This is a genomic window from Brachyspira sp. G79 (assembly GCF_002379365.1).
Taxonomy (GTDB): Bacteria; Spirochaetota; Brachyspiria; order Brachyspirales; family Brachyspiraceae; genus Brachyspira.
The window spans coordinates 135,175-155,152 of sequence record NZ_JQIU01000007.1 but is presented as its reverse complement, the minus strand read 5'-3'; the positions used below and the strand labels follow the sequence as shown (position 1 = coordinate 155,152).

The following is a 19,978-nucleotide window of genomic DNA, read 5'->3' as shown; positions in this document are numbered from 1 at the left end:
GTATATTAAAACATATAATACGAATATATTTTTAGTAAAATATAAAGAATTTATAAATAGTTGATTTATTTGTATTTTATGATATTTTATTATGGTAGTTAAAAGTTGGACTTCTTTTATGGATAAAGAAAAAAATAGCGAATCTAAATTAATAAAAAAAAGAAGAAATAAAAAAATAAAAAAAATTCTAAAAAAAAGAAGAAAACAGAAAAGAATTAATTATATAAACAGCCTTCCTTTAATAAAATTTATGTCGAAAGTAGATGATAAGTTGTTTTTAAAGATTTTTAAAGATAATAGAAAAGGTCCTGTAAAAACATTTATGAAGTTTATGAGCAGAATGGGGGACGGATATATATGGGTTTTGATTTATCTTTTATTTTATATGTTTAGAATAAAATATGCAGCTTTATATTTTTCAAGGGCGGTAGCAGCTGTATTTTTATGTATATTTTTATTTTTATATATAAAAAGTTTTTTCAGCAGAATGCGTCCGTATAAAAAGCATGATAAAGTGCCTATAATGTATCCTCCAGATAAGCATTCATTTCCATCAGGACATACTATGGTAGCTTTTGCAATATCTTTTTGTATGGGAAGCTATAGCACATATTCTGCATTATTATTCTATCCAATAGCTTTTTTAATAGCATTTAGCAGAGTATATGTAGGTCTTCATTATCCTTTTGATGTAGTATTTGGTATAATATTCGGTACTATAATAGGTTTCTTATCAAATGCCGCTTTTTATTATATAACGGGTCTTCCTATATTTGGTCATTTATGATTATTTTTATTTGCCTTTTTTAATCTCTTTTTTATTTTATTTGATGGTATATTATTACGTTTTTCTGATATAAATATATAGTATCCATTTTTTTCTATTATCTTTACTCCGCCGAAAATGGATGTTAATTTGTTTTTATACCAATCAAGCCTTTTAGTAACCATAACAAATCTTCCGTTTAATATTAATTTGTAAAAACCTTCTTCTATAAAGTGTTTTGCTGTAGAAAAATCGCTGTGATACGGAGGATTTGAAAGTATTATAGAAAAATCTTTATAATTTATATTTTTAAGCCCATCGCTTTTTATAATGCTTATATTTTCAAAGCCGTTTAATAAGGCATTTTCTTTCGATATATTTACAGCATTATCATCTATATCGCACATTACAACTTTATCTTCTCCGATAATCTTTGCTGCAAGTATTCCTACTATTCCATATCCGCAGCCTAAATCCAGAACTCTGCTTTCTAAACTAAAATCAATTTCTTCAAGCATAGATAATGTACCAGTATCTATTTTTTTGGGAGAGAAAAGTTTATCATCAGTTATAAATTGAAGTTTTATATTTTTTATTTCTACATTAATCATTATTATAATTTTATATTGTTTGTATAAATTGTCAATTTTTATATACAGTATAAATTAACTAAAATACTTTTCCGATAATCGTAGTATGTTTAAAGTAGATATTATATTAAAAGGAAGAGTTCAAGGCGTAGGTTTCAGATACTATGCAAAACAGATAGCTGATGAGATGAAAGTCAGCGGAAAAGTATGGAACAATTATGATGGTTCTGTTGAAGTAGTGGGATATTTAGAAAGTAAAAAGGATATTGATGAGTTTGTGGAAAAGATAAAAATAGGTCCTCAAATGTCAAGTGTTAAAGAATCTACAGTTACTATTACTCCTTCTGACCCGCTTGTAGACGAAGTTTTTGAAATTGCAAATTAATAACCTTTACTTGAACTAATAAAATTATGAAAAATGTTTTTAAATATGCATCTATTATAGGATGCACATTCTTTAGTATTAGCTTTGGGGCTAATTATATAGATTATAAAGTAAAAAACGGCGATACTCTCTACGGTATAGCATTCGCTCATGACATGAGTGCAAGTGAGTTTTTAAAATTAAATAATATCAAAGACCCTAATGAATATAAATTAAAAGTAGGTGAAACTCTAAAAGTAAAAGAGGCTGGATACAGTTTAGTATATGATTCTGAAAATAAAGTATATGGTTTGAAAGGAGAAGAGAACAAATCATATAAAGACTATAAAGTAAAAAATGGAGATTCTTTATACGGCATAGCATTCTCCCATGGTATGACTGCAAATGAGTTTTTAGCTATTAATAATATTAAAGACCCAAACAAATACAATTTAAAAATTGGAGAGATTCTAAAAGTAGCAAATAATACTTCATCTGCTTCTAATAACTCATCTAATTTATCTCCTTCTAAAGATAATATTTCTGACTATGATACATATAAAGTAAAAAGCGGCGATACTTTATATGGTATAGCATTCGCTCATGGTATGACTGCAAGTGAATTTTTGAAAATAAATAATATAGATGACCCTAATAAATATAAGCTCTACGTAGGAAAAACTATGTACGTAGCAAAATCAGAAAGAGTTGAAAAAGAAAATAATAATAATTCAGTTTCTAATACGCAAAAAGAAATAGAATACTATACTGTAAAGAGCGGAGATACTCTATACGGCATAGCTTTTCAAAATGATATAAGTGTTAATGAATTTTTAAAAATAAATAATATTGATGATCCTCTTAAATATAAATTAAGAACTGGTGAAAAATTAAAAATATATGCAAAAAGCTCTTCAAATGCACAAAGTAAAACTATAAAAACATATAAAGTAAAATACGGAGATACTTTAGGTGAAATAGCAGCAAAAAACTCTATGTCATTAAATGATTTACTCGCATTAAACGGATTAAAAAGTAATTATGTTCTTAAAGTAGGTGATACTCTAAAATTATATGATAATGTTAATATAAATACATCGTCAAAACCTTCACAGTACAGAACTTTAGAAAATTATAAAGTAAAAAGTGGAGATACTTTAAGCGAAATAGCATTAGCCAGAGGAATGGATTTGGTAGAACTTTATTCTTTAAATAATCTAAATGATAAATATATATTAAAAATAGGTGATACATTAAAAGTATATGCCAATTCTCCAAAAACATCTACACTAGTTACATCTATATATAAGGTAAAAAGCGGAGATACTTTATATTCTATAGCTAAAAGTCATAAAATGGATTTAAGAAGTCTTATGCAGCTTAATAATATAAAAAATGCCAATGAATATAAACTTTATATAGGAGCCAGCATAAAAGTGCAGACTGTAAAAATGATATCATATTCACTTAATGATGACAGCATATTGCCTGAAAGTTCTTTTATATGGCCTTATAAAGGTATAATAGTTTCTGGATATGGTGTAACATCGGATAAACTTGCAAACAGAGGCATTAATATTTTGGGAGATGTGGGAGATAAGGTTGTAGCCTCAGATGACGGAATAGTTGAATATGTTGATAATGTACGAGGATTTGGCACAGTTATTATATTAAAGCATAAAAATGGATACAATACTTCCTATGCTCATTTGTCAAAAGTTAATGTTAAACTTGGAGATATTGTAAGTAAAGGGGAGTATATAGGAGATATAGGAGATACTGGTATGATAGACAGAAGCGAGCTTTATTTCAAAATATCATATCAGGGAAGAGCAATAGATCCTACAAAATTACTTCCTAGAGGATAGTATAAGTTATAGTTTTTTAGATAAATGTTTTAATTTAAATATTTATTAATTTTGTTTTAAGAATAAGTCTAGTTATCTTCAAGCATTTTTATGATATTAGAATTTCCAGCGTATAAAGCATAATCTAATGCCGTAAAACCAGATATATCTTTTATAGCTGTATCAGCATTATATTTTAATAATATATTTACTATTTCTTCATATCCTTTTTGAGAGGCTCTTATTAAAGCAGTTCGTCCGTCGTAACTTTTAACATTTATATCAGCATTATGTTCTAATAACATATTAACTATTTCAGTGTATCCGCTTACCGCGGCTTCTATCAAAGCAGTACGGTCATTATCACATTTTATATTTACATCAGCATTATAATTTAATAACATATTAACTATTTCAGTATGTCCTTTTGATGAAGCAAGCATTAAGGCAGTTCGTCCATCATAATTTTGAATATTGACATCAGCATTATGCTGTAATAATGTATTTACTATTTTTGTATAACCTTTTGATGAGGCTTTCATTAAAGCAGTATAACCGTATTCATCATCTTTCATATTAATATCTGTATTGCATTTCAATAATATATTTACTATTTTTTCATTTCCTTTTTCTGAAGAAATAATTAAAGCATATGATATTATTTCTTTATAAGAAAAACTATTGCATGATATAAATAATAATGTTAATAACATTAATAGTATATTTTTCATAATAGAAACTCTTTTTTATAAAAAACATTATACTAACAAATTAAATAATATTACGATAAATAAAATTAACTGTTTTTAGTTCTATTAAATTAGAAATAATTAAATCTATTATATATTAGTAAAGGAAAATGAACAATGGAAATTATAAATATTTTTGATAGAGCTATAATAGAGTTTGCTCATAATCTTCATATCAATTATAAAATATTTGACTTTTTCTTTTCTTTGGTAACCAATATAGGAGAGGGACTTACTTTAATAATTTTATCTGCTGTATTAATTATTATAAAAAAGACTAGGATTTGCGGCATAAATATGGCTATTAGTTTGTTTATTGCTGTATTGATAGGTGCTGTAATACTAAAACCTTTAATAGCAAGAGAGCGTCCGTTTACTGAACCTATTTATTATGAGTATTGGATAGAAGTTGGAAAACATTTAGAAACATCTTTTTCATGTCCTTCATCGCATACTACCGCATCATTTGCTGCTTTTTTTCCTATATTTTTATATTTTAATAAAAAGTATAGTTTTATTGCTTTATTAATAGCTTTAATTATAGGTTTTTCAAGAGTTTATTTGATGGTTCATTATCCAAGCGATGTTGTATTTGGTGCATTTATTGGAATAGCTGTTTCTTCTACCATATATATTGTTTTAAATAAAACTAATATTAAATTAATAAAAAAATTCATATAATAAATAAAAAAAGCCCTCATCTTAATAATAAGGGCTTATAATCATTCATTATTAACATCTAAAAAGTAAAATAATATAAATAATCATCAGAAGTATCTTCTTCCTCTTCTATCTCTGAAGTTAGTATAAACTCTATGGTTATTCCCTTTTCTTTTGCTGTTTCAGTATTTAATGCCAAATTTGCTCTTCCTATCACTTTGGCAGGAGCATCTGTTATAACTATTAATAATTTTTTCTCATTAACATAATTAAACTTTTCTAATGCTTCCTGTATAGCCTCATACATAGGTTCAGCTTTATCACCTCCGCCTGCAGCATAAAAATAATTAACTTCTCTGTTTATAGTATTAATGCTGTCTGTGAAGTCTATTCTCTTTGTAAAATATGTATCTTTAACATCTCTGTAAAGCAAAAAACCTATTCTTGACCCCTTATGATTATCAAATAAATCTCTAACTATACCTCTTATATCTCTTTTTACAGCCTTTAAATACGGATGCATACTTTCAGTTGTATCAAGCACTATAACTAAATCAATACTGCCTTCATCTTTGTATCTGTCTATAACATTTTTTATACTCTTGGTAAGTTCATCTGTATCATCGGCATAGTTATTAGGAGTATTAAATGCTTTGCTTGCATTAATTAATGTCTCCATAGCTTCGCCGTCATAATAATGATTTTTTTTATCACTATTATTTATTTGCTCTTTTTTTGCATCTTCTTTTTCAATAATAGGTGCGGAAGATAGTATTTTTATATCTTCATCATTATTTACAAGTACATCTCTTTTTACTATCATTGTATTTGTAGACTGTTCTATGACTCTATTGCTATTATCAACAGGTCTTATTTGTACAGGACCTTCTTTTCCTCCGCTAGGCATTTGAGGAGGTAAAGTTTCTTTTTTTACATTTGTAGTTTCTAAACAATAGTCTATAGGATAAGTAAAACTTTCTCCTTTAGTATTAAATACATTAAAAGATAAGTACCTATCTTCAGGCAGCTGTCTAAAATATGCTTTAATATAAAGTTTTTTTCCTAATTCTCTATTGAAAGTATCTTCTAATACTATAGCACTATTATCATCATTAACTGTGCTTCCAAAAGAAGTATTTATCAATTTGTAGGAATTATTAGTTTTACCTTCTCTTACATAAAAAGCATATTTTCCATTATCGCCGCCTGAATAGTAAAGATAAAATGCATATAAATCGCCTTCTTTCTCTACATTTCTTAATGTAATAGTAGGCGGAGATTGATTTTCATTATTTATTCTTAATACTATTTCACTATCCAATAATTTACTATTATTAGCATCATAAGACTCTAATATGATGTTAATATTATCTCTCAAAGTAAACACAGAATTGGCGTTTCTTCTGTCTAAATAAACTGTTTCTGGTATGAATGCCTGAAATGCTTCTCCAAGTGTATTATGAAAATCTGTATTTCTTATATTAATTACAGCATTACTGCTTCCAGTATTATTAATATAAAGATAAGAACTTTCCCCATTTGGAAGTCTCAAAAGAAGCCTATATCCTGCTACACTAGGTTTCTTTTTTATATAGATTTGATAGCCGTTTATTAAATGTGTTACATCAACATCATTTTCTGTAACACGTACAGCATAAGTGTTTACTGTACTTTGACTATATAAATTTTCTAAAGTAGTAATGAATACTACCGATAAAATAACAAATAAATATTTATATCTTATGTTTCTCATAGTTGATACCCTCTACAAATGATTATCGGTTATGGATATCATAAACCTGCATTGTTATGTTAATTGAGTTAAAATATTTTTACTTTAAGTTTACATAACATGTGTATTAATTGCAATATAAAAATATTATTAACTTCTTTTAGTAATGATATAAACTTTAAACTCATCATTTTTATCAGAAATAATAATTAATCGCTATAATATTTTGATATGAGTTTACATAATATATAGATATGGTTTTTAATATATTTATTTTGTAACGATTTCAAAATTATGACCAAGAAAAGTTTTCCAAGCGGGATCATTAATATCTGAAGCATTTGGAATTTTTAAAGTTTTTAATAGAGTACTTGAAAAAATTTTTCCATCAAAAGTTATGTTATTAGGAGATGTTCCTAAATATGTAACAAGTTCTAATTTAGAACCGCTTGAACCTGAAAATGCACTGCTTTTTATAACCTTAACAGAAGCTGGTATTGTTAGTTCTTTCAATTCGCTGGAATAGTGAAATGCATTTTTTCCTATAGTGTGAATATTATTTCCTAATGTCAGTTTTTCCAATGAATAGTTTAAGGAAAATGCATTATCATTTATAGTTATAACGGAATCAGGTATTTTTACTTCTATCAAATTTTTATGAAGCCCGTTGAAAGCGAAATCTTCTATAGTTGTTATAGTATTTTCTGGAAATACAAAATTAAGTATTATATTTTCAGATGGTTTTCCCATAAACATAGAGCTATTTATAATACCATTTTGAAACTCAATATTTTTTATATCCATAGTTATATCATATACGCCAATTTTCTCTGCCTCATCAAGTACCAAACAGGATATAGAATTTTTCTGAGAATATTCTGTCTTAGGTATACCTATAAATATGAGTTTATAATATCCATTATCTTTATAATATTCCTGTAATCTCTCTCTTATCTGACTGCTTATAACAGAATCTTCAAGCCCTACATCTATACCATATTTCATTACCTCTTTATCAAGAATCTCTAGCGGAGAATGAAAGTCAGCACATGAAGCCATCAGTATTAATGGAAGTATTGTTATTATAATTTTTTTAAGCATATTATATCCTTATTTTAAGATGATATCATTATCATAGAAAAATCAACAAATAAGTTTTATATAATAAAAACTTTATAAAAAACTTTTGACTTTAATTAATAAAATAAATAAAAAATAAAGCCAAAAGTTACTATTATAAAATTACATATTACTGTTTTATTACAGTTGTAAAAGTTCCCCCTAAAAAAGTTTTCCAAGCATTATCATCAGGATTATCAGCATTTGGTATTATTAGAGTAGTGAGTTTGGTACAACCTTCAAATATTCTGCTTCCTGCAGATGTTATATTATTAGGAGTTTTTCCCAAATATATAACTGTTGTCAATTCAGGAGATGCATAAAATGCCATATCGCCTATTGATGTTACTGAAGCTGGTATAGTTATTTTAGTAAGATTAATTGAGCTTGCAAATGCCGCAATACCTATTGATATTACAGAATTTGGTATAGTTAATTCTGTTAATCCTGTATTAACTAGAGCCATATCTTCTATATAAATTAAAGTGTTTGGTAATACTAATTCTTTTAATTTTTCCGCCTACGGGAATGAACTAGCCCATATAGTGGTTATTCCTTCTTCAAATACCAATTTTTCTAATTGAGAGCAATAAGAAAATGCACTGTCTTCTATCATTGTAACTGATGAAGGTATAGTTATCTCTTTTAATGAAGAAAGCATATTAAATGCCAATGTTTTTATAGTTGTTATAGTATTTTCTGGAAATATAAAATTAAGTACAAATGGGGCTTGAGAATCAAGACCTTCTGCAAACATATAACTTTCTATAGCTCCGTCTTTAAAATCAATATTTCTTATATCTACATCAACTTTATCTGCAGCAGCTTTTTTAGCGGCTTCATAAACTAAAGAAGAAAGAGATTCCGCTCCTCCCATATAATCTTTAGGAATACCTGTAAATATTACTCTATAAGTCCCCATCTCTTCATAATAGGCTTTTAAATTTTCTTCTATCTTTTGGCTTATTTCTGTATCTTCAAGCCCTATATCTATGGCATATTTTGCTATTAATTCTTCTTCTGTTGGTAAAGTGCCGCCTCCAGACTGGTCATTTCCTTCGCTTTCTATAGAAGAATTTCCGCTTGGTGATATGATTTTTGCTGAACATGATACAAATACTAATGCCGACAACAATATAAATAAAATCTTTTTAATCAATCTCTATCCTCAACTTATAATGTAAATTAATAATCATCTTATAATGATAACAAAAATTAGAAAAAAGATAACTTTATTTAAAAAAATAAAAAAATATAAATTATTATATTATAGACATTTTTATATAATTTATTTTTTTGTATTATAAAAAATTACATAAAATATTGCGGTATATGTTTTTGAATAAACTTTATATTTTATTTGAAAGAAAATTATGATTATTGAAAAAGAAATTATGAAAATTAATAGACAATAAAAAACTTATACTGCCTTATTTAATTAAAACAGTATAAGTTCTTTATATTTTTTGTAATATTATAATTATAATATATCTTTTATTTCCACAACTCTAACTTCATCTATAAAGAGATTCATCGTTACTAATTTAATGCTTTTTGTTTTATTTTCTAAACTTTCAGCTTCAGCAATATAATAATAATTACAGCCATGATATATTTGATGACCTAAATAAAGTTCAGCTTCATATTCAAGACCTAAAACATTATACATACCTTTTGAGAATAATTTAAGCAGATTATTAGCCTCTGTAGAATTAATTATTCTTATAGGAGCTTCATCTTCTCTGGAACATATTATACCTCCGATTTCAGATTCTGAAGCTTTTAATATAGTTTCTCTTCTTACAATACAAACTTTTCCTGTCTCATTAACATTTATTATTATTAATTCATAATAAGGTCTAGGATTAAGAGTGGCAGGTACACATCTAGCTATATATGCGTAATTTATACCATGAACTATTTGTTTTCCCAAATAAAGCATTAATTCTCTATGGACTCCTATTAAATGAGTTCCTTTCTCAAAAATATCTTCAATATTTTCAGGTATGTCATTTTTTTGTTTTATATTTATTTCAAAATTTCCTACTATCATAAAAAACTCCTTAAAATTTATTATTGATTTTTATATTATATATAGTCGGTATTAAAATAAAATATACAGCCAATACCATTTAAATAATTAATATAATTATATGAATGGGAGTTTTATATTATAAATAAAAAACTTATGCTATTTAATACACTTAAACAGCATAAGTTCAATATTTTTAGATAATAATTATAATATATCTTCTATTCCTGAAATTTCAATTTCTTCCATAAAAGAATATATTACTATTAATTTAATACTATTTTTTCCTTTTTTATCTTTTGCTTCTGCAAGATAATAATATTTACAGCCTTTAACTATTTTATGACCCAAATAAAGATCAGCTTTGTAATCAAAATCTGAAATGTGAGAAACACCTTTATCAAATAAATCAAGTAAATGCTTAGACTCAGCAGATTTGTTTTCTTGTATAGCAGCTTCATATGAACTAGAACAAATTATTCCTCCTACAGTACCAATTTGAGAACTTTCAATTATAGTCTCCCTTCTTGCAATAGAAGCTTTTCCTTCAGTATCAATATTTATTACCATTAATTCATAATAAGGTATAGGATTAAGAGTAGCAGGTGTACATCTTGTTATATAGGCATAATTTGTTCCATTAACCAATTGTTTTCCTAAATAAAGCATTAATTCTCTACTAGCTCCGTAGAATCCTTTAATTCCTCTTTGAAAAATACCTATTAATTCATCAGATATTTCATTTTTTTGTTTTACATTTATTTCAAAATTTCCTACAATCATAAAAAACTCCTTAAATTTATTATTAATTGATGTTTGATATTATAAAGAGTTTATATGTTATGTAAACTATATATAGTTGGTATTTAAAGAAAATATACAATATATAACGCAATATGTTTGATTTATATAAATTTATTTGCTAAATATCAAACTAAAAGTACTTAGTAAATTATAAAAATTAATAATTTCTTTCTATTACTTCACTTATCATATCATTAGTATAAGGCAGACCAAAGAAATCAACTACTTCAGAGGTTATATTATCATATACTATTATATTAATGCCATTGGTAGTTTTTCTTAAATTGCTCCTGCTTATCATTATTCTGTTTCCGCTGTCAACTACTAAATCATTGTATTTATTAAGCTCTTTATGGTAAAGATAATTAGTTTTACCCATTGAAGAAAATACTAATTTGTTTTTATCTATAACATAAGAAATATTATTGGTATACATTTCATTAGTGATATTAAAATTAGAATAAAGCCTTTTTACTACGCTGTCATTAGTGTTGTATTCTCCAAGCATATTTATTACTATAGTATAGTCATTAAGATTAGTTATTTTAGTTATATAATTATGAATATTATCTATATCCCTTAAAGACATATCATAAACTCTATTGTATTCGTATAAAGCATTTCTTTCCCAAGTGATATAATTAGTATCTCCTCTTCTATCTGGCAAATCAAAATTATCTTTTAAATATTGTCCTAAAAAAGAAGTATATTTTTCTACACCTTTATAATTCAAATGCCCAGCATCATTATAATCAGTCCAAAAATCTAAATCATAATCATCATAATAATGATTAAAATTCATAAAAGGGACATCATATTCTTTTGCAATCTCACCTACCATATTAAAGTGCCTAGCCTCATCATCAGTCATAGGAAAAGGAGAGGCTATAACTACTATAGGTATATTATTAGTTTTGGCAAGCTCTAATATTTTTCTATAATAAGTTTCCTGTTGTTCCAATAGAGGCAGAGTATCTTTGATATTTTTTATATTAGGCTCTTTAACAGGGAATGTTTTATTATGAAAAGAATAGCCTTTGAAATATTTATAATGATTATAATTATTAGCATAAGGGATAAAATCTTCATCTTTTAAATCTTTGTATCTATTATGATATCTGTACATGGGATTAATAAACTCATCAAATCTATCAGCAGCAGTAACTTTTAAAGAGTTTATTCTATTTTGAGACCATCTTAATGCATAAGTAGCGGCTACTATCTGATAATCTACAACATTAGTTCTGCTGGCTGCTATAATATAGGACTCTAATGCAATCAATTTTGGCTTTTGATATTTTAATGCTTCAACTAAATAATGATAAGTGCTCCATATAGGCTGACTTCCAGATGTAAAGTTATAAGCGGCAATTCCGTATTTATTATATAAAGAAGCTGGATTAATATTATAATGTACATGACTGCTTCCAAGAATAAGTAAATCTATACTGTTAGTTTTCTGTTCATAAAAACTGTCGCCCTGATATATACCATTCTCATTTTTAAATCTTAATACTCTGCTGGAAGTCCAGAGTAATGTAATAAATACCGCTATAAAGCAAATAATTTTTAATGTGTTTTTTATCATATTATAAACAGCCTATTATTTTTTATATTCAAACTCAATATATATATAAACAAAGATAGTTTATCAAAAATAAAATCATATTTTGTTTTTAATATATGGGGCTTTGCCCCAAACCCCAGTTCTTTTATGACGCCTGTCCGCCTGTGGCGTGGTATAAAAGAATCAAAAGAACTGCATTTTTAGTCTCAATTTTGGTATAATAATATATTTAGTACATATATTTAAAATATAAAGTTCTAGTAATTATATTTTTTGAAGCTTTTTTGTGCGGAAAAAAAGTTTATAATTACATATAAAGTGTATAAGTTGACAAAATAAAATAGTTACAGTATATACTAAAAATATTTAAGTTTATAAATATATCCTTATTTTTTACTCAACTTCATCTCAAAATACAATTAACAAATTTCTATATAAATAATTAATAAAACTCTTATACTATATATAATGCCTCCTAAAACTGAAAATATATAAACTGCTTAGGATCAAAGCCTGCACCATATTTGCCGTATATAATTATAAAAAATAACAAGAAAAATATTACAGCCCATCTGAAATACAAGCATTGATTTTTTAAAAACTCATAAATAGTTTCTTTCTTTATATATTTTATAATATCTACCAAAAATAACACTATCAAAGATATTATAAGTATATTCATTTCAAAACTGTCCAATCCCAATTTATATAAAGAGCCGTCAAATAAACGCCATAAATCTATTTTAGTAAACATTCTCTCTATATAATAAAAAGCATCATGTATAGTTTCTGCCCTAAAAAATATCCAAGCCAAATCTACTATTATAAATGTAATAATTACTTCAAGAAGTTTAAAGCTGAGACTTTTTACCTTTACACCAAATTTATTTAAAACATTATTTCTAAACTTTGAAGTAATATCTTCTATTAAATAGCATATACCATGAATAGCACCCCAAGCTATAAATGTAAAATTAGCTCCATGCCATAAACCGCTTACCAAAAACGTTACTAATATATTAAAACTTCTTCTTAATTTTGAACATCTGTTTCCGCCCAAAGGTATATATAGATAATCTCTAAACCAAGTAGATAATGATATATGCCATCTTCCCCAAAACTCTTTTATGCTTCTAGCAAAATACGGAGTGTTAAAATTCTCCATTAAGTCTATTCCCATAATTTTGGCAGTACCTATTGCTATAAGTGAGTAGCTTGCAAAATCACAGTATATCTGCACTGCAAAAAGTAATGCTGATAATAATAATTCTGATGAGTTATATATATAATATCTATTAAAAACTGTATCTACTAATATAGAAGCTCTATCTGCTATTACCATCTTCTGAAAATAACCGAAAAGCATTAAAATAAGACCTTCCGTTATTCTTTGATAATCGAATCTTTTTATTTTATCCATATTCTGAATTTGTCCAAGCAAATGCTTTGAACGCTCTATTGGACCTGCTACTAACTGCGGAAAAAATGATACAAACAATGCATACCTTATAATATTTTTTTCTGACTTTATCTCTCCTCTGTAAACATCTATAGTATAGCTTAATGCCTGAAATGTATAAAACGATATCCCAACAGGAAGTATTACATCAAAGGGCTTTTCTATCAGCTCTATATTAAATGCTGATAAAAGCATATTTATATTTAATAGTAAAAAGTCAAAATACTTAAAAAATACTAGTATTGCAATATTTATTATAAAGCTGAAAGCTACAACTATTCTTTTATATTTTAATTTCTCTATTAATATGCCGCTTAAAAAAGTTACTACAGTAGAAGTACCCATAAGTAATGCATATTTAGGATTCCAAAACATATAAAATATATAACTAGCTATAAAAAGATATATATATCTTAATTTTTTTGGAAATATCCAATATAAAATAAGCGTTATAGGAAAAAATATCAAAAAATCAGTAGAATTAAAAAGCATTTATATAACTCATAATGATATAAATAAAATATAAATTTATAACTTATAAAAACTGCCTATTGTAATATAATTTAGATAAAAAACTGATTCTAATTTGGTATTTTGTATAAATAAATTAGTATTATCTTTATAATTAAGATTTCTAATATAATTATTGATTATTTATTTTGTACAGTTATTGTAAACAATAATATTAAAATATTTTGCAATGAGTCTATTTTTTATATTTTGTATTAAAGTAAAAAATAATTATTATGTTTTATTTAATGCTTGTTTTTGTTATATTTTATGATAGTATATTTTTATGAAAAATTTAGAGAAAATAAAATTAATAGCAACAGATTTGGATGGTACATTTTTAAATAGTGAAAGTGAGATAAGTGATTATAATAAAAAAGTTCTTCAGTATTTGATGAATGAGGGTGTTGAAATTATACTTTCTACTGGAAGACCTTTTAACGGTATGCAGCGTTATAAAGATATGATTAATAATGATAATTACTCTATAGTTTTTAACGGTGCAATAATTGCTGATACTAACGGTAAATTTGTATATAATAGGGTAATAGATGAGGCTTCTTCAAGGGCAGTAGCAGATTTAGTTAATAAATATAAAGTATATCTTCATGTATATAGCGGAAATAAATATATAGTATCTGAACCTGATTTTTACTATGAAAGATATATAGAAAAAGAGAATATTACAGATACGATAATAGGGTTGGATAATGTTGATGATTTTGAGTTTAGCAAAATGGTATTTATAGGTGAAAGAGAAGAACTTTTAAGACTTCAGTCATATATAATGTCAAATTTTAATGTTCATACATCATTTTCACATACCAATTTTTTAGAAGTATTGGCTAATGGTATAAATAAAGGCAGTGCTTTAAAATGGCTTTGTGATAAAAAAGGTATTAAAAGAGAAGAGATAATAGCTTTTGGCGATAATTATAATGATATAGAGATGATTGAATATGCAGGTGTAGGAGTAGCAATGGATAATGCCGAAGAAGATGTAAAGAAAAAGGCAGATTATGTATGTTTAAGCAATGATGAAAACGGGGTAGGAGAGTTTTTGAATAAGTTTTTGAATTTGAAAATAATTATTTAGAATTTTATATATATGGTGTTGACATTTTTTTGTTTTATGTTATAGTATTGTCAATGTCTATGCGGGAATAACTCAGTTGGTAGAGTTTCTGCTTGCCATGCAGACTGTCGCGGGTTCGAGTCCCGTTTCCCGCTCATCTTATACCCCAGTAGATGACTTTTCTATTGGGGTTATTTTTTTATTATAATTTTTTTAATTAAAGTTTAATAAAGGTATTATTAAAAATGGATATTAAAGATTTGAATTTTGAAACTTCAACCAATGAAAAAGATTTAGTTACACTTAAACTCGTTGTATCAAAAGATGCTTATAATAAAGAGTTAGAAAAACAAATAGAATATTATAAGCCTAGAGTTAATGTTAAAGGTTTTAGAGTAGGTCATGCCCCTAATAATATTATACTTTCAAGATACAGAGAGGCTTTGGAAGGTGCTGCTAATGAGGTTTTAATAGAAGATGCTTGGAATACTTATCATGATGAGAAAAATGTTAAAGCTATGGGTACTCCTAAACTTTTAAACTTAGAAAATAAAGATGACGGACTTCATCTTACCTATGAGTATTATCCTATACCAGAATTTGATTTGCCTGATTTATCTTCTATAAGTGTAGAAAAAAATAAATATACGGTCGATGACAGTGTAGTTGAAGAAGCATATAAACTATCCCTTCAAAGATTTGCACATTTTGATGAAAGCGAGTTGAAATCAGAAATAGGCGACAGAGTATATGTAAAAATAGAATTTGATGATGATGAAAATAAAAAATACAATAAAGAATTAACTGTTGTAGCAAGCGATGATGAAAATGACAGTATATTTGCAAGAAATGCTGTAGGCGTAAAGAAAGATGATAAAAAACTTCTCAAAACTTATGTTGACGGCAGAGAAGCTACATTGATAATGAATATTGTAAAAGTAGAAAAGCCTGATATGAAAGATGATTCTAAAGAGGAAGATAGACAAAAAGTAAAAGAATCTTTAAAAGATCATTTAATAAAAAGAGCAGAAGACAGAGCAAATAGTGAGCTTGTAAATGATACTTTATTTAATAAATTAATAGAATTAGTAAATATGACTCTTCCAAAAGGCTATTATGAAGAACAATTAGAAACTTCATTAAATGAATTTGAAAGATCTATGTCAAGCAGAGGAATGAGTAAAACTGATTTCTTAATTTCTGTAGCTAAAACAGATGATGATATTAGAAAAGAATATGAAGAAAATGTAAGAAAACAAATAACTTTTGATATGATTATGGCAAAATTAGCTGATACTTATAAAGATTCTATTACAGTTAATGAAGATAAAGCCAAAGAATATGCTAATAGAATGTATCAATATCAAAGCTATATGGGACTTGCTAAACTTCCTAAAGAAGAACAGCAGAATATTATCAATTATATAATGCGTGATGCTCAAACTAGAGCCACTTCTGAGGCTATATTAGATTATGTAAAAGAACATGTACAGGTATCAGAAAAAGATGCAGGTAAATTTAAACCTGAAGAAAGTGATGTTTGGGGCGGATATTAATTTTTAAAAGGATAAATATGGATTTGGAGAGAAATTATATGACTATACCTTATGTAATAGAGCAAACCAGCAGAGGAGAGCGTTCTTACGATATATATTCAAGACTTTTAAAAGATAGGATTATATTTTTGGGCGGAGAAATTAATGATGATGTTGCTAATATAGTTATAGCACAGCTTTTGTTTTTGGAATCGGCAGACCCAGAAAAAGATATTTCTTTATATATAAATAGTCCAGGAGGGGTTGTTACAGCTGCTTTGGGTATGTATGATACTATGCAGTATGTAAAACCAGATGTTGCTACTTTATGTGTAGGACAGGCTGCTTCAGCAGGTGCTTTGCTTCTTGCAGGAGGAGCTAAAGGTAAAAGATTTGCCACTGCTAACTCAAGAATAATGATTCACCAGCCTTCAGGCGGTTCAAGAGGTATGGTTACTGATATGGAAATACAATTAAAAGAAACTATACGCTTGAAAAGCATACTTAATAATATTATGGCTAATCATACAGGTCAGGATATTAAAAAACTTGAGGCTGATATGGATAGAGATTATTTTATGAGTGCTGATGAGGCTAAAGAATATGGTATAATAGATAAGGTTTTCTCTAGCAGAGAATAATAATATTTGAATATATTAACATTAAAAAATAAGATAATATTGAAGTTTATGATAAGGGGCATATTTAAGCCCCTTATTTTGAATATAAGTTTATTAATTTTTTATTGCAATAGTTTTGTTTTAATATAGAATATATAAACTTAATTATTGATTAATATGATAATATATTTTTTAATATATAAATTGGAGAGATATGTCTAAAAAAGGTAATGATAAAAAAGAAGTTTGTTCTCTATGCGGAAGAGAATTAAAAGAATTAAGCCGATATATTGAAGGCAATGAAGGATATTTATGTTCTGATTGTTCTGCTATAGCAAATGACTATTTTAACATGAATGTTCAAAAGAAAAAATCTAAAGAAAAAGATTATGAAATAAAAATACTTCCTCCAAAGCAGATAAAATCTTTGCTTGATGAATATGTTATAGGTCAAAATTATGCTAAAAAAGTTTTATCTGTTGCAGTTTATAATCATTATAAAAGAATAACTCAAAGTGCAGAAGATAAAAATGATGTAGAAATAGAGAAGTCTAATGTACTTTTAATAGGTCCTACAGGAAGCGGTAAAACTTTACTTGCTCGTACTTTAGCTAAGGCTTTGAATGTGCCTTTTGCTATTGCGGATGCTACTACTGTAACAGAGGCTGGATATGTGGGTGATGATGTTGAAAATATTTTACTCAGACTTATACAGAATGCTGACGGTGATATAAAATTGGCAGAAAAAGGTATAATATATATTGATGAGATAGACAAAATATCACGCAAGAGTGAATCACGTTCAATCACAAGAGATGTATCAGGCGAAGGTGTACAGCAGGCATTATTAAAAATTGTAGAAGGTACTGTTGCTACTGTTCCTCCTCATGGCGGAAGAAAACATCCTCATCAGGATAATCTTCATATAGATACTTCTAATATACTTTTTATATGCGGAGGGGCTTTTATAGATATAGAAAAATCTATTGCTGAACGTACTTCTAAAAAAGGTTTGGGTTTTGCTGCTGAAGTTAATTCTATGGATAATCTTAATTATGATGAGATCATGAAAAATATTTCTACAGAAGATTTGGTTAAATACGGACTTATACCAGAACTTATAGGAAGACTTCCAGTAATAGCTACTTTAGAAGAGTTAAAAGAAGAAGAGCTTTTGCAGATACTCAAAGAACCTAAAAATGCTTTAACTAAACAGTATCAAAAATTATTTTCTTATGACAATATAGAATTAAAAATAGATGATGAGGCATTAAAAGTTATAGTGAAAAAAACTATGGAAGAGCATACAGGAGCAAGAGGATTAAGAGCTTTATTTGAGCGTGTTATGCTTGATGCTATGTATGATATGCCTACTGATGATAAAGAAAAGAAAGTTTTTGAGCTTAATAAAGAATATGTTGAAAGCAGATTGGGTACTGTAAATGAATAATTTTATATATTTGATTATAATTACAAATTAAAAAATAAAAAATAATTTTTTAGGGAGTTTTAATGTTACCAGTAAATGATTTAAGAAAAGGCGATGCTATAATTTTAGACGGAGAAACTTATTTAGTTGTAGATGCTCACTTTCACAGAGCTCAGCAGAGAAAAGCAAATGTAAAAACTAAATTAAAAAATATGCTTAAAGGCAATATGATAGAAAAAACTTTTTCATCTACAGAAAGTGTTGAAGAGGCTGATTTATCATATAAAAAAGCTCAGTATCTTTATGAAGAAGGCGACAGTTATGTATTTATGATATTAGATAATTATGAGCAGGTTCATGTAAGTGCTGATATATTAGGTGAGAGTAAATATTATTTATTAGATAACAGCGAAGTAGATTTACAGTATATTAATGATGAAGTTACAGCAGTACGTTTTCCTATACATGTGGTATTGGAAGTTACTTATACAGAACCTGGTTTCAAAGGCGATACTACAGGTACTACATTAAAGCCTGCTAAACTTGAAACTGGTATTGAGATTAATGTACCTTTATTCATAAATATAGGTGATAAAATTAAAGTTGATACAAGAGATGACAGCTATGTTGAACGTGTAAATAAATAATGCTTTATATATTTACTATTATCTTAGCTTTATTTATATTAATAACTATATTTTTTATAAAAGTTAATTTCTTAATATATATTTTAGCAGCTCTTTTTATAGCTCATATAATATTTACAAGGTCTTTTTATAAAACTATAAAAAAGCTGCTTTATTTAATTCCTTATTTTCTTGCTATATTTATTATTCAGGCATTAAACTCAAGAGGTGAGTACTATACTATTTTGGGTATTTATCTTGATAAAGTTGGTGTAGATTTCACTATTATTTATTTTATTAGAATAGTATCTGTTCTTTATTTTTTATCTATTTTCTTTATCATAATAAAAAAATTAAAAGTTCCAAACGGACAATTTTTTGATGAAATGATAAGAATAAGTATTTTTATGAAGGTAGTAAGAAAATCATTTTTTCTTGAGCTTAATAAGATAAGAGATAAAAATAAAAGTTTTAAAGATAAACTAAATTTAGTA

Annotated in this window: 19 protein-coding genes, 1 tRNA gene and 1 pseudogene; 11 read left to right on the top strand and 10 right to left on the bottom strand. The window is 26.7% G+C overall.

Annotated elements, in window-relative coordinates:
* Positions 1-118 precede the first annotated feature (118 nt).
* Positions 119-787: a phosphatase PAP2 family protein gene (locus tag KQ44_RS00775; protein WP_096735968.1), complete on the top strand. Its 669-nt coding sequence runs from the start codon at positions 119-121 to the stop codon at positions 785-787.
* Here KQ44_RS00775 and KQ44_RS00770 read toward each other — a convergent pair.
* Complete coding sequence (locus KQ44_RS00770) at positions 778-1,377, bottom strand: methyltransferase (protein ID WP_096735825.1); 600 nt, start codon at positions 1,375-1,377, stop codon at positions 778-780. The genes KQ44_RS00775 and KQ44_RS00770 overlap by 10 nt on opposite strands.
* Positions 1,378-1,462: 85 nt before the next feature.
* On the opposite strand from KQ44_RS00770, the gene KQ44_RS00765 reads away from it, so the two are divergent.
* Positions 1,463-1,741 carry an acylphosphatase gene (locus KQ44_RS00765; protein ID WP_096735824.1) on the top strand — a complete coding sequence of 93 codons (279 nt, stop codon included), beginning with the start codon at positions 1,463-1,465 and terminating at the stop codon, positions 1,739-1,741.
* A gap of 26 nt (positions 1,742-1,767) precedes the next feature.
* A complete protein-coding gene (locus KQ44_RS00760; protein ID WP_096735823.1) occupies positions 1,768-3,588 on the top strand; it encodes a LysM peptidoglycan-binding domain-containing protein in 1,821 nt (606 codons plus the stop codon).
* A 68-nt stretch (positions 3,589-3,656) separates the two neighbouring features.
* On the opposite strand, the gene KQ44_RS00755 is transcribed toward KQ44_RS00760, so the two are convergent.
* Positions 3,657-4,298, bottom strand: a complete 642-nt coding sequence (locus tag KQ44_RS00755; RefSeq protein ID WP_096735822.1) for an ankyrin repeat domain-containing protein — start codon at positions 4,296-4,298, stop codon at positions 3,657-3,659.
* A gap of 135 nt (positions 4,299-4,433) precedes the next feature.
* Here KQ44_RS00755 and KQ44_RS00750 point away from each other — a divergent pair, with 135 nt between their 5' ends.
* Positions 4,434-4,997 carry a phosphatase PAP2 family protein gene (locus tag KQ44_RS00750; protein ID WP_096735821.1) on the top strand — a complete coding sequence of 188 codons (564 nt, stop codon included), beginning with the start codon at positions 4,434-4,436 and terminating at the stop codon, positions 4,995-4,997.
* A 58-nt stretch (positions 4,998-5,055) separates the two neighbouring features.
* On the opposite strand, the gene KQ44_RS00745 is transcribed toward KQ44_RS00750, so the two are convergent.
* The 8 genes and pseudogenes from KQ44_RS00745 to KQ44_RS00715 all read right to left on the bottom strand — a co-directional run bounded on the left by KQ44_RS00745 (position 5,056) and on the right by KQ44_RS00715 (position 14,181).
* A complete protein-coding gene (locus KQ44_RS00745) occupies positions 5,056-6,729 on the bottom strand; it encodes a vWA domain-containing protein (RefSeq protein WP_096735820.1) in 1,674 nt (557 codons plus the stop codon).
* A 249-nt stretch (positions 6,730-6,978) separates the two neighbouring features.
* On the bottom strand, positions 6,979-7,809 hold the full coding sequence (locus KQ44_RS00740) for a leucine-rich repeat domain-containing protein (RefSeq protein ID WP_096735819.1): 831 nt from the start codon (positions 7,807-7,809) through the stop codon (positions 6,979-6,981).
* A 148-nt stretch (positions 7,810-7,957) separates the two neighbouring features.
* Positions 7,958-8,329 (bottom strand): annotated as a pseudogene (locus KQ44_RS15520) (leucine-rich repeat domain-containing protein); the annotation flags it as partial.
* A gap of 18 nt (positions 8,330-8,347) precedes the next feature.
* Complete coding sequence (locus KQ44_RS15515) at positions 8,348-8,986, bottom strand: leucine-rich repeat protein (RefSeq protein ID WP_346426121.1); 639 nt, start codon at positions 8,984-8,986, stop codon at positions 8,348-8,350.
* A 321-nt stretch (positions 8,987-9,307) separates the two neighbouring features.
* A complete protein-coding gene (locus KQ44_RS00730; protein WP_096735818.1) occupies positions 9,308-9,880 on the bottom strand; it encodes a hypothetical protein in 573 nt (190 codons plus the stop codon).
* A gap of 186 nt (positions 9,881-10,066) precedes the next feature.
* Complete coding sequence (locus tag KQ44_RS00725; protein ID WP_096735817.1) at positions 10,067-10,642, bottom strand: hypothetical protein; 576 nt, start codon at positions 10,640-10,642, stop codon at positions 10,067-10,069.
* Positions 10,643-10,820: 178 nt separating this feature from the next.
* A complete protein-coding gene (locus KQ44_RS00720) occupies positions 10,821-12,251 on the bottom strand; it encodes an SGNH/GDSL hydrolase family protein (RefSeq protein WP_096735816.1) in 1,431 nt (476 codons plus the stop codon).
* 454 nt (positions 12,252-12,705) lie between these two features.
* The gene (locus KQ44_RS00715) at positions 12,706-14,181 is read right to left on the bottom strand and encodes an MBOAT family O-acyltransferase (protein WP_096735815.1); all 1,476 of its coding nucleotides are present in this window, start codon (positions 14,179-14,181) and stop codon (positions 12,706-12,708) included.
* 304 nt (positions 14,182-14,485) lie between these two features.
* Here KQ44_RS00715 and KQ44_RS00710 point away from each other — a divergent pair, with 304 nt between their 5' ends.
* The 7 genes from KQ44_RS00710 to KQ44_RS00680 all read left to right on the top strand — a co-directional run.
* Positions 14,486-15,295: a Cof-type HAD-IIB family hydrolase gene (locus tag KQ44_RS00710; protein WP_096735814.1), complete on the top strand. Its 810-nt coding sequence runs from the start codon at positions 14,486-14,488 to the stop codon at positions 15,293-15,295.
* A gap of 61 nt (positions 15,296-15,356) precedes the next feature.
* Positions 15,357-15,429: transfer RNA gene (locus KQ44_RS00705), tRNA-Gly, on the top strand.
* Between the two features lie 90 nt (positions 15,430-15,519).
* The gene (locus KQ44_RS00700) at positions 15,520-16,830 is read left to right on the top strand and encodes a trigger factor (RefSeq protein ID WP_096735813.1); all 1,311 of its coding nucleotides are present in this window, start codon (positions 15,520-15,522) and stop codon (positions 16,828-16,830) included.
* Between the two features lie 17 nt (positions 16,831-16,847).
* Entirely contained in the window at positions 16,848-17,450 is a 603-nt protein-coding gene (gene clpP, locus KQ44_RS00695) for an ATP-dependent Clp endopeptidase proteolytic subunit ClpP (protein ID WP_020004237.1), read from the top strand.
* Between the two features lie 193 nt (positions 17,451-17,643).
* The gene (gene clpX / locus KQ44_RS00690; RefSeq protein WP_096735812.1) at positions 17,644-18,879 is read left to right on the top strand and encodes an ATP-dependent Clp protease ATP-binding subunit ClpX; all 1,236 of its coding nucleotides are present in this window, start codon (positions 17,644-17,646) and stop codon (positions 18,877-18,879) included.
* A gap of 62 nt (positions 18,880-18,941) precedes the next feature.
* Entirely contained in the window at positions 18,942-19,505 is a 564-nt protein-coding gene (efp, locus tag KQ44_RS00685) for an elongation factor P (RefSeq protein ID WP_013114470.1), read from the top strand.
* A partial coding sequence (locus KQ44_RS00680; protein ID WP_096735811.1) for a hypothetical protein occupies positions 19,505-19,978 on the top strand: 474 nt, incomplete at its 3' end. The genes efp and KQ44_RS00680, both read left to right, overlap by 1 nt.

Excerpts from the sequence above, each read along its gene's own strand:
- KQ44_RS00775 (WP_096735968.1), top strand. The coding sequence starts at position 119 with ATGGATAAAGAAAAAAATAGCGAATCTAAATTAATAAAAAAAAGAAGA.
- KQ44_RS00770 (WP_096735825.1), bottom strand. The coding sequence starts at position 1,377 with ATGATTAATGTAGAAATAAAAAATATAAAACTTCAATTTATAACTGAT.
- KQ44_RS00765 (WP_096735824.1), top strand. The coding sequence starts at position 1,463 with ATGTTTAAAGTAGATATTATATTAAAAGGAAGAGTTCAAGGCGTAGGT.
- KQ44_RS00760 (WP_096735823.1), top strand. The coding sequence starts at position 1,768 with ATGAAAAATGTTTTTAAATATGCATCTATTATAGGATGCACATTCTTT.
- KQ44_RS00755 (WP_096735822.1), bottom strand. The coding sequence starts at position 4,298 with ATGAAAAATATACTATTAATGTTATTAACATTATTATTTATATCATGC.
- KQ44_RS00750 (WP_096735821.1), top strand. The coding sequence starts at position 4,434 with ATGGAAATTATAAATATTTTTGATAGAGCTATAATAGAGTTTGCTCAT.
- KQ44_RS00745 (WP_096735820.1), bottom strand. The coding sequence starts at position 6,729 with ATGAGAAACATAAGATATAAATATTTATTTGTTATTTTATCGGTAGTA.
- KQ44_RS00740 (WP_096735819.1), bottom strand. The coding sequence starts at position 7,809 with ATGCTTAAAAAAATTATAATAACAATACTTCCATTAATACTGATGGCT.
- KQ44_RS00730 (WP_096735818.1), bottom strand. The coding sequence starts at position 9,880 with ATGATAGTAGGAAATTTTGAAATAAATATAAAACAAAAAAATGACATA.
- KQ44_RS00725 (WP_096735817.1), bottom strand. The coding sequence starts at position 10,642 with ATGATTGTAGGAAATTTTGAAATAAATGTAAAACAAAAAAATGAAATA.
- KQ44_RS00720 (WP_096735816.1), bottom strand. The coding sequence starts at position 12,251 with ATGATAAAAAACACATTAAAAATTATTTGCTTTATAGCGGTATTTATT.
- KQ44_RS00715 (WP_096735815.1), bottom strand. The coding sequence starts at position 14,181 with ATGCTTTTTAATTCTACTGATTTTTTGATATTTTTTCCTATAACGCTT.
- KQ44_RS00710 (WP_096735814.1), top strand. The coding sequence starts at position 14,486 with ATGAAAAATTTAGAGAAAATAAAATTAATAGCAACAGATTTGGATGGT.
- KQ44_RS00700 (WP_096735813.1), top strand. The coding sequence starts at position 15,520 with ATGGATATTAAAGATTTGAATTTTGAAACTTCAACCAATGAAAAAGAT.
- clpP (WP_020004237.1), top strand. The coding sequence starts at position 16,848 with ATGGATTTGGAGAGAAATTATATGACTATACCTTATGTAATAGAGCAA.
- clpX (WP_096735812.1), top strand. The coding sequence starts at position 17,644 with ATGTCTAAAAAAGGTAATGATAAAAAAGAAGTTTGTTCTCTATGCGGA.
- efp (WP_013114470.1), top strand. The coding sequence starts at position 18,942 with ATGTTACCAGTAAATGATTTAAGAAAAGGCGATGCTATAATTTTAGAC.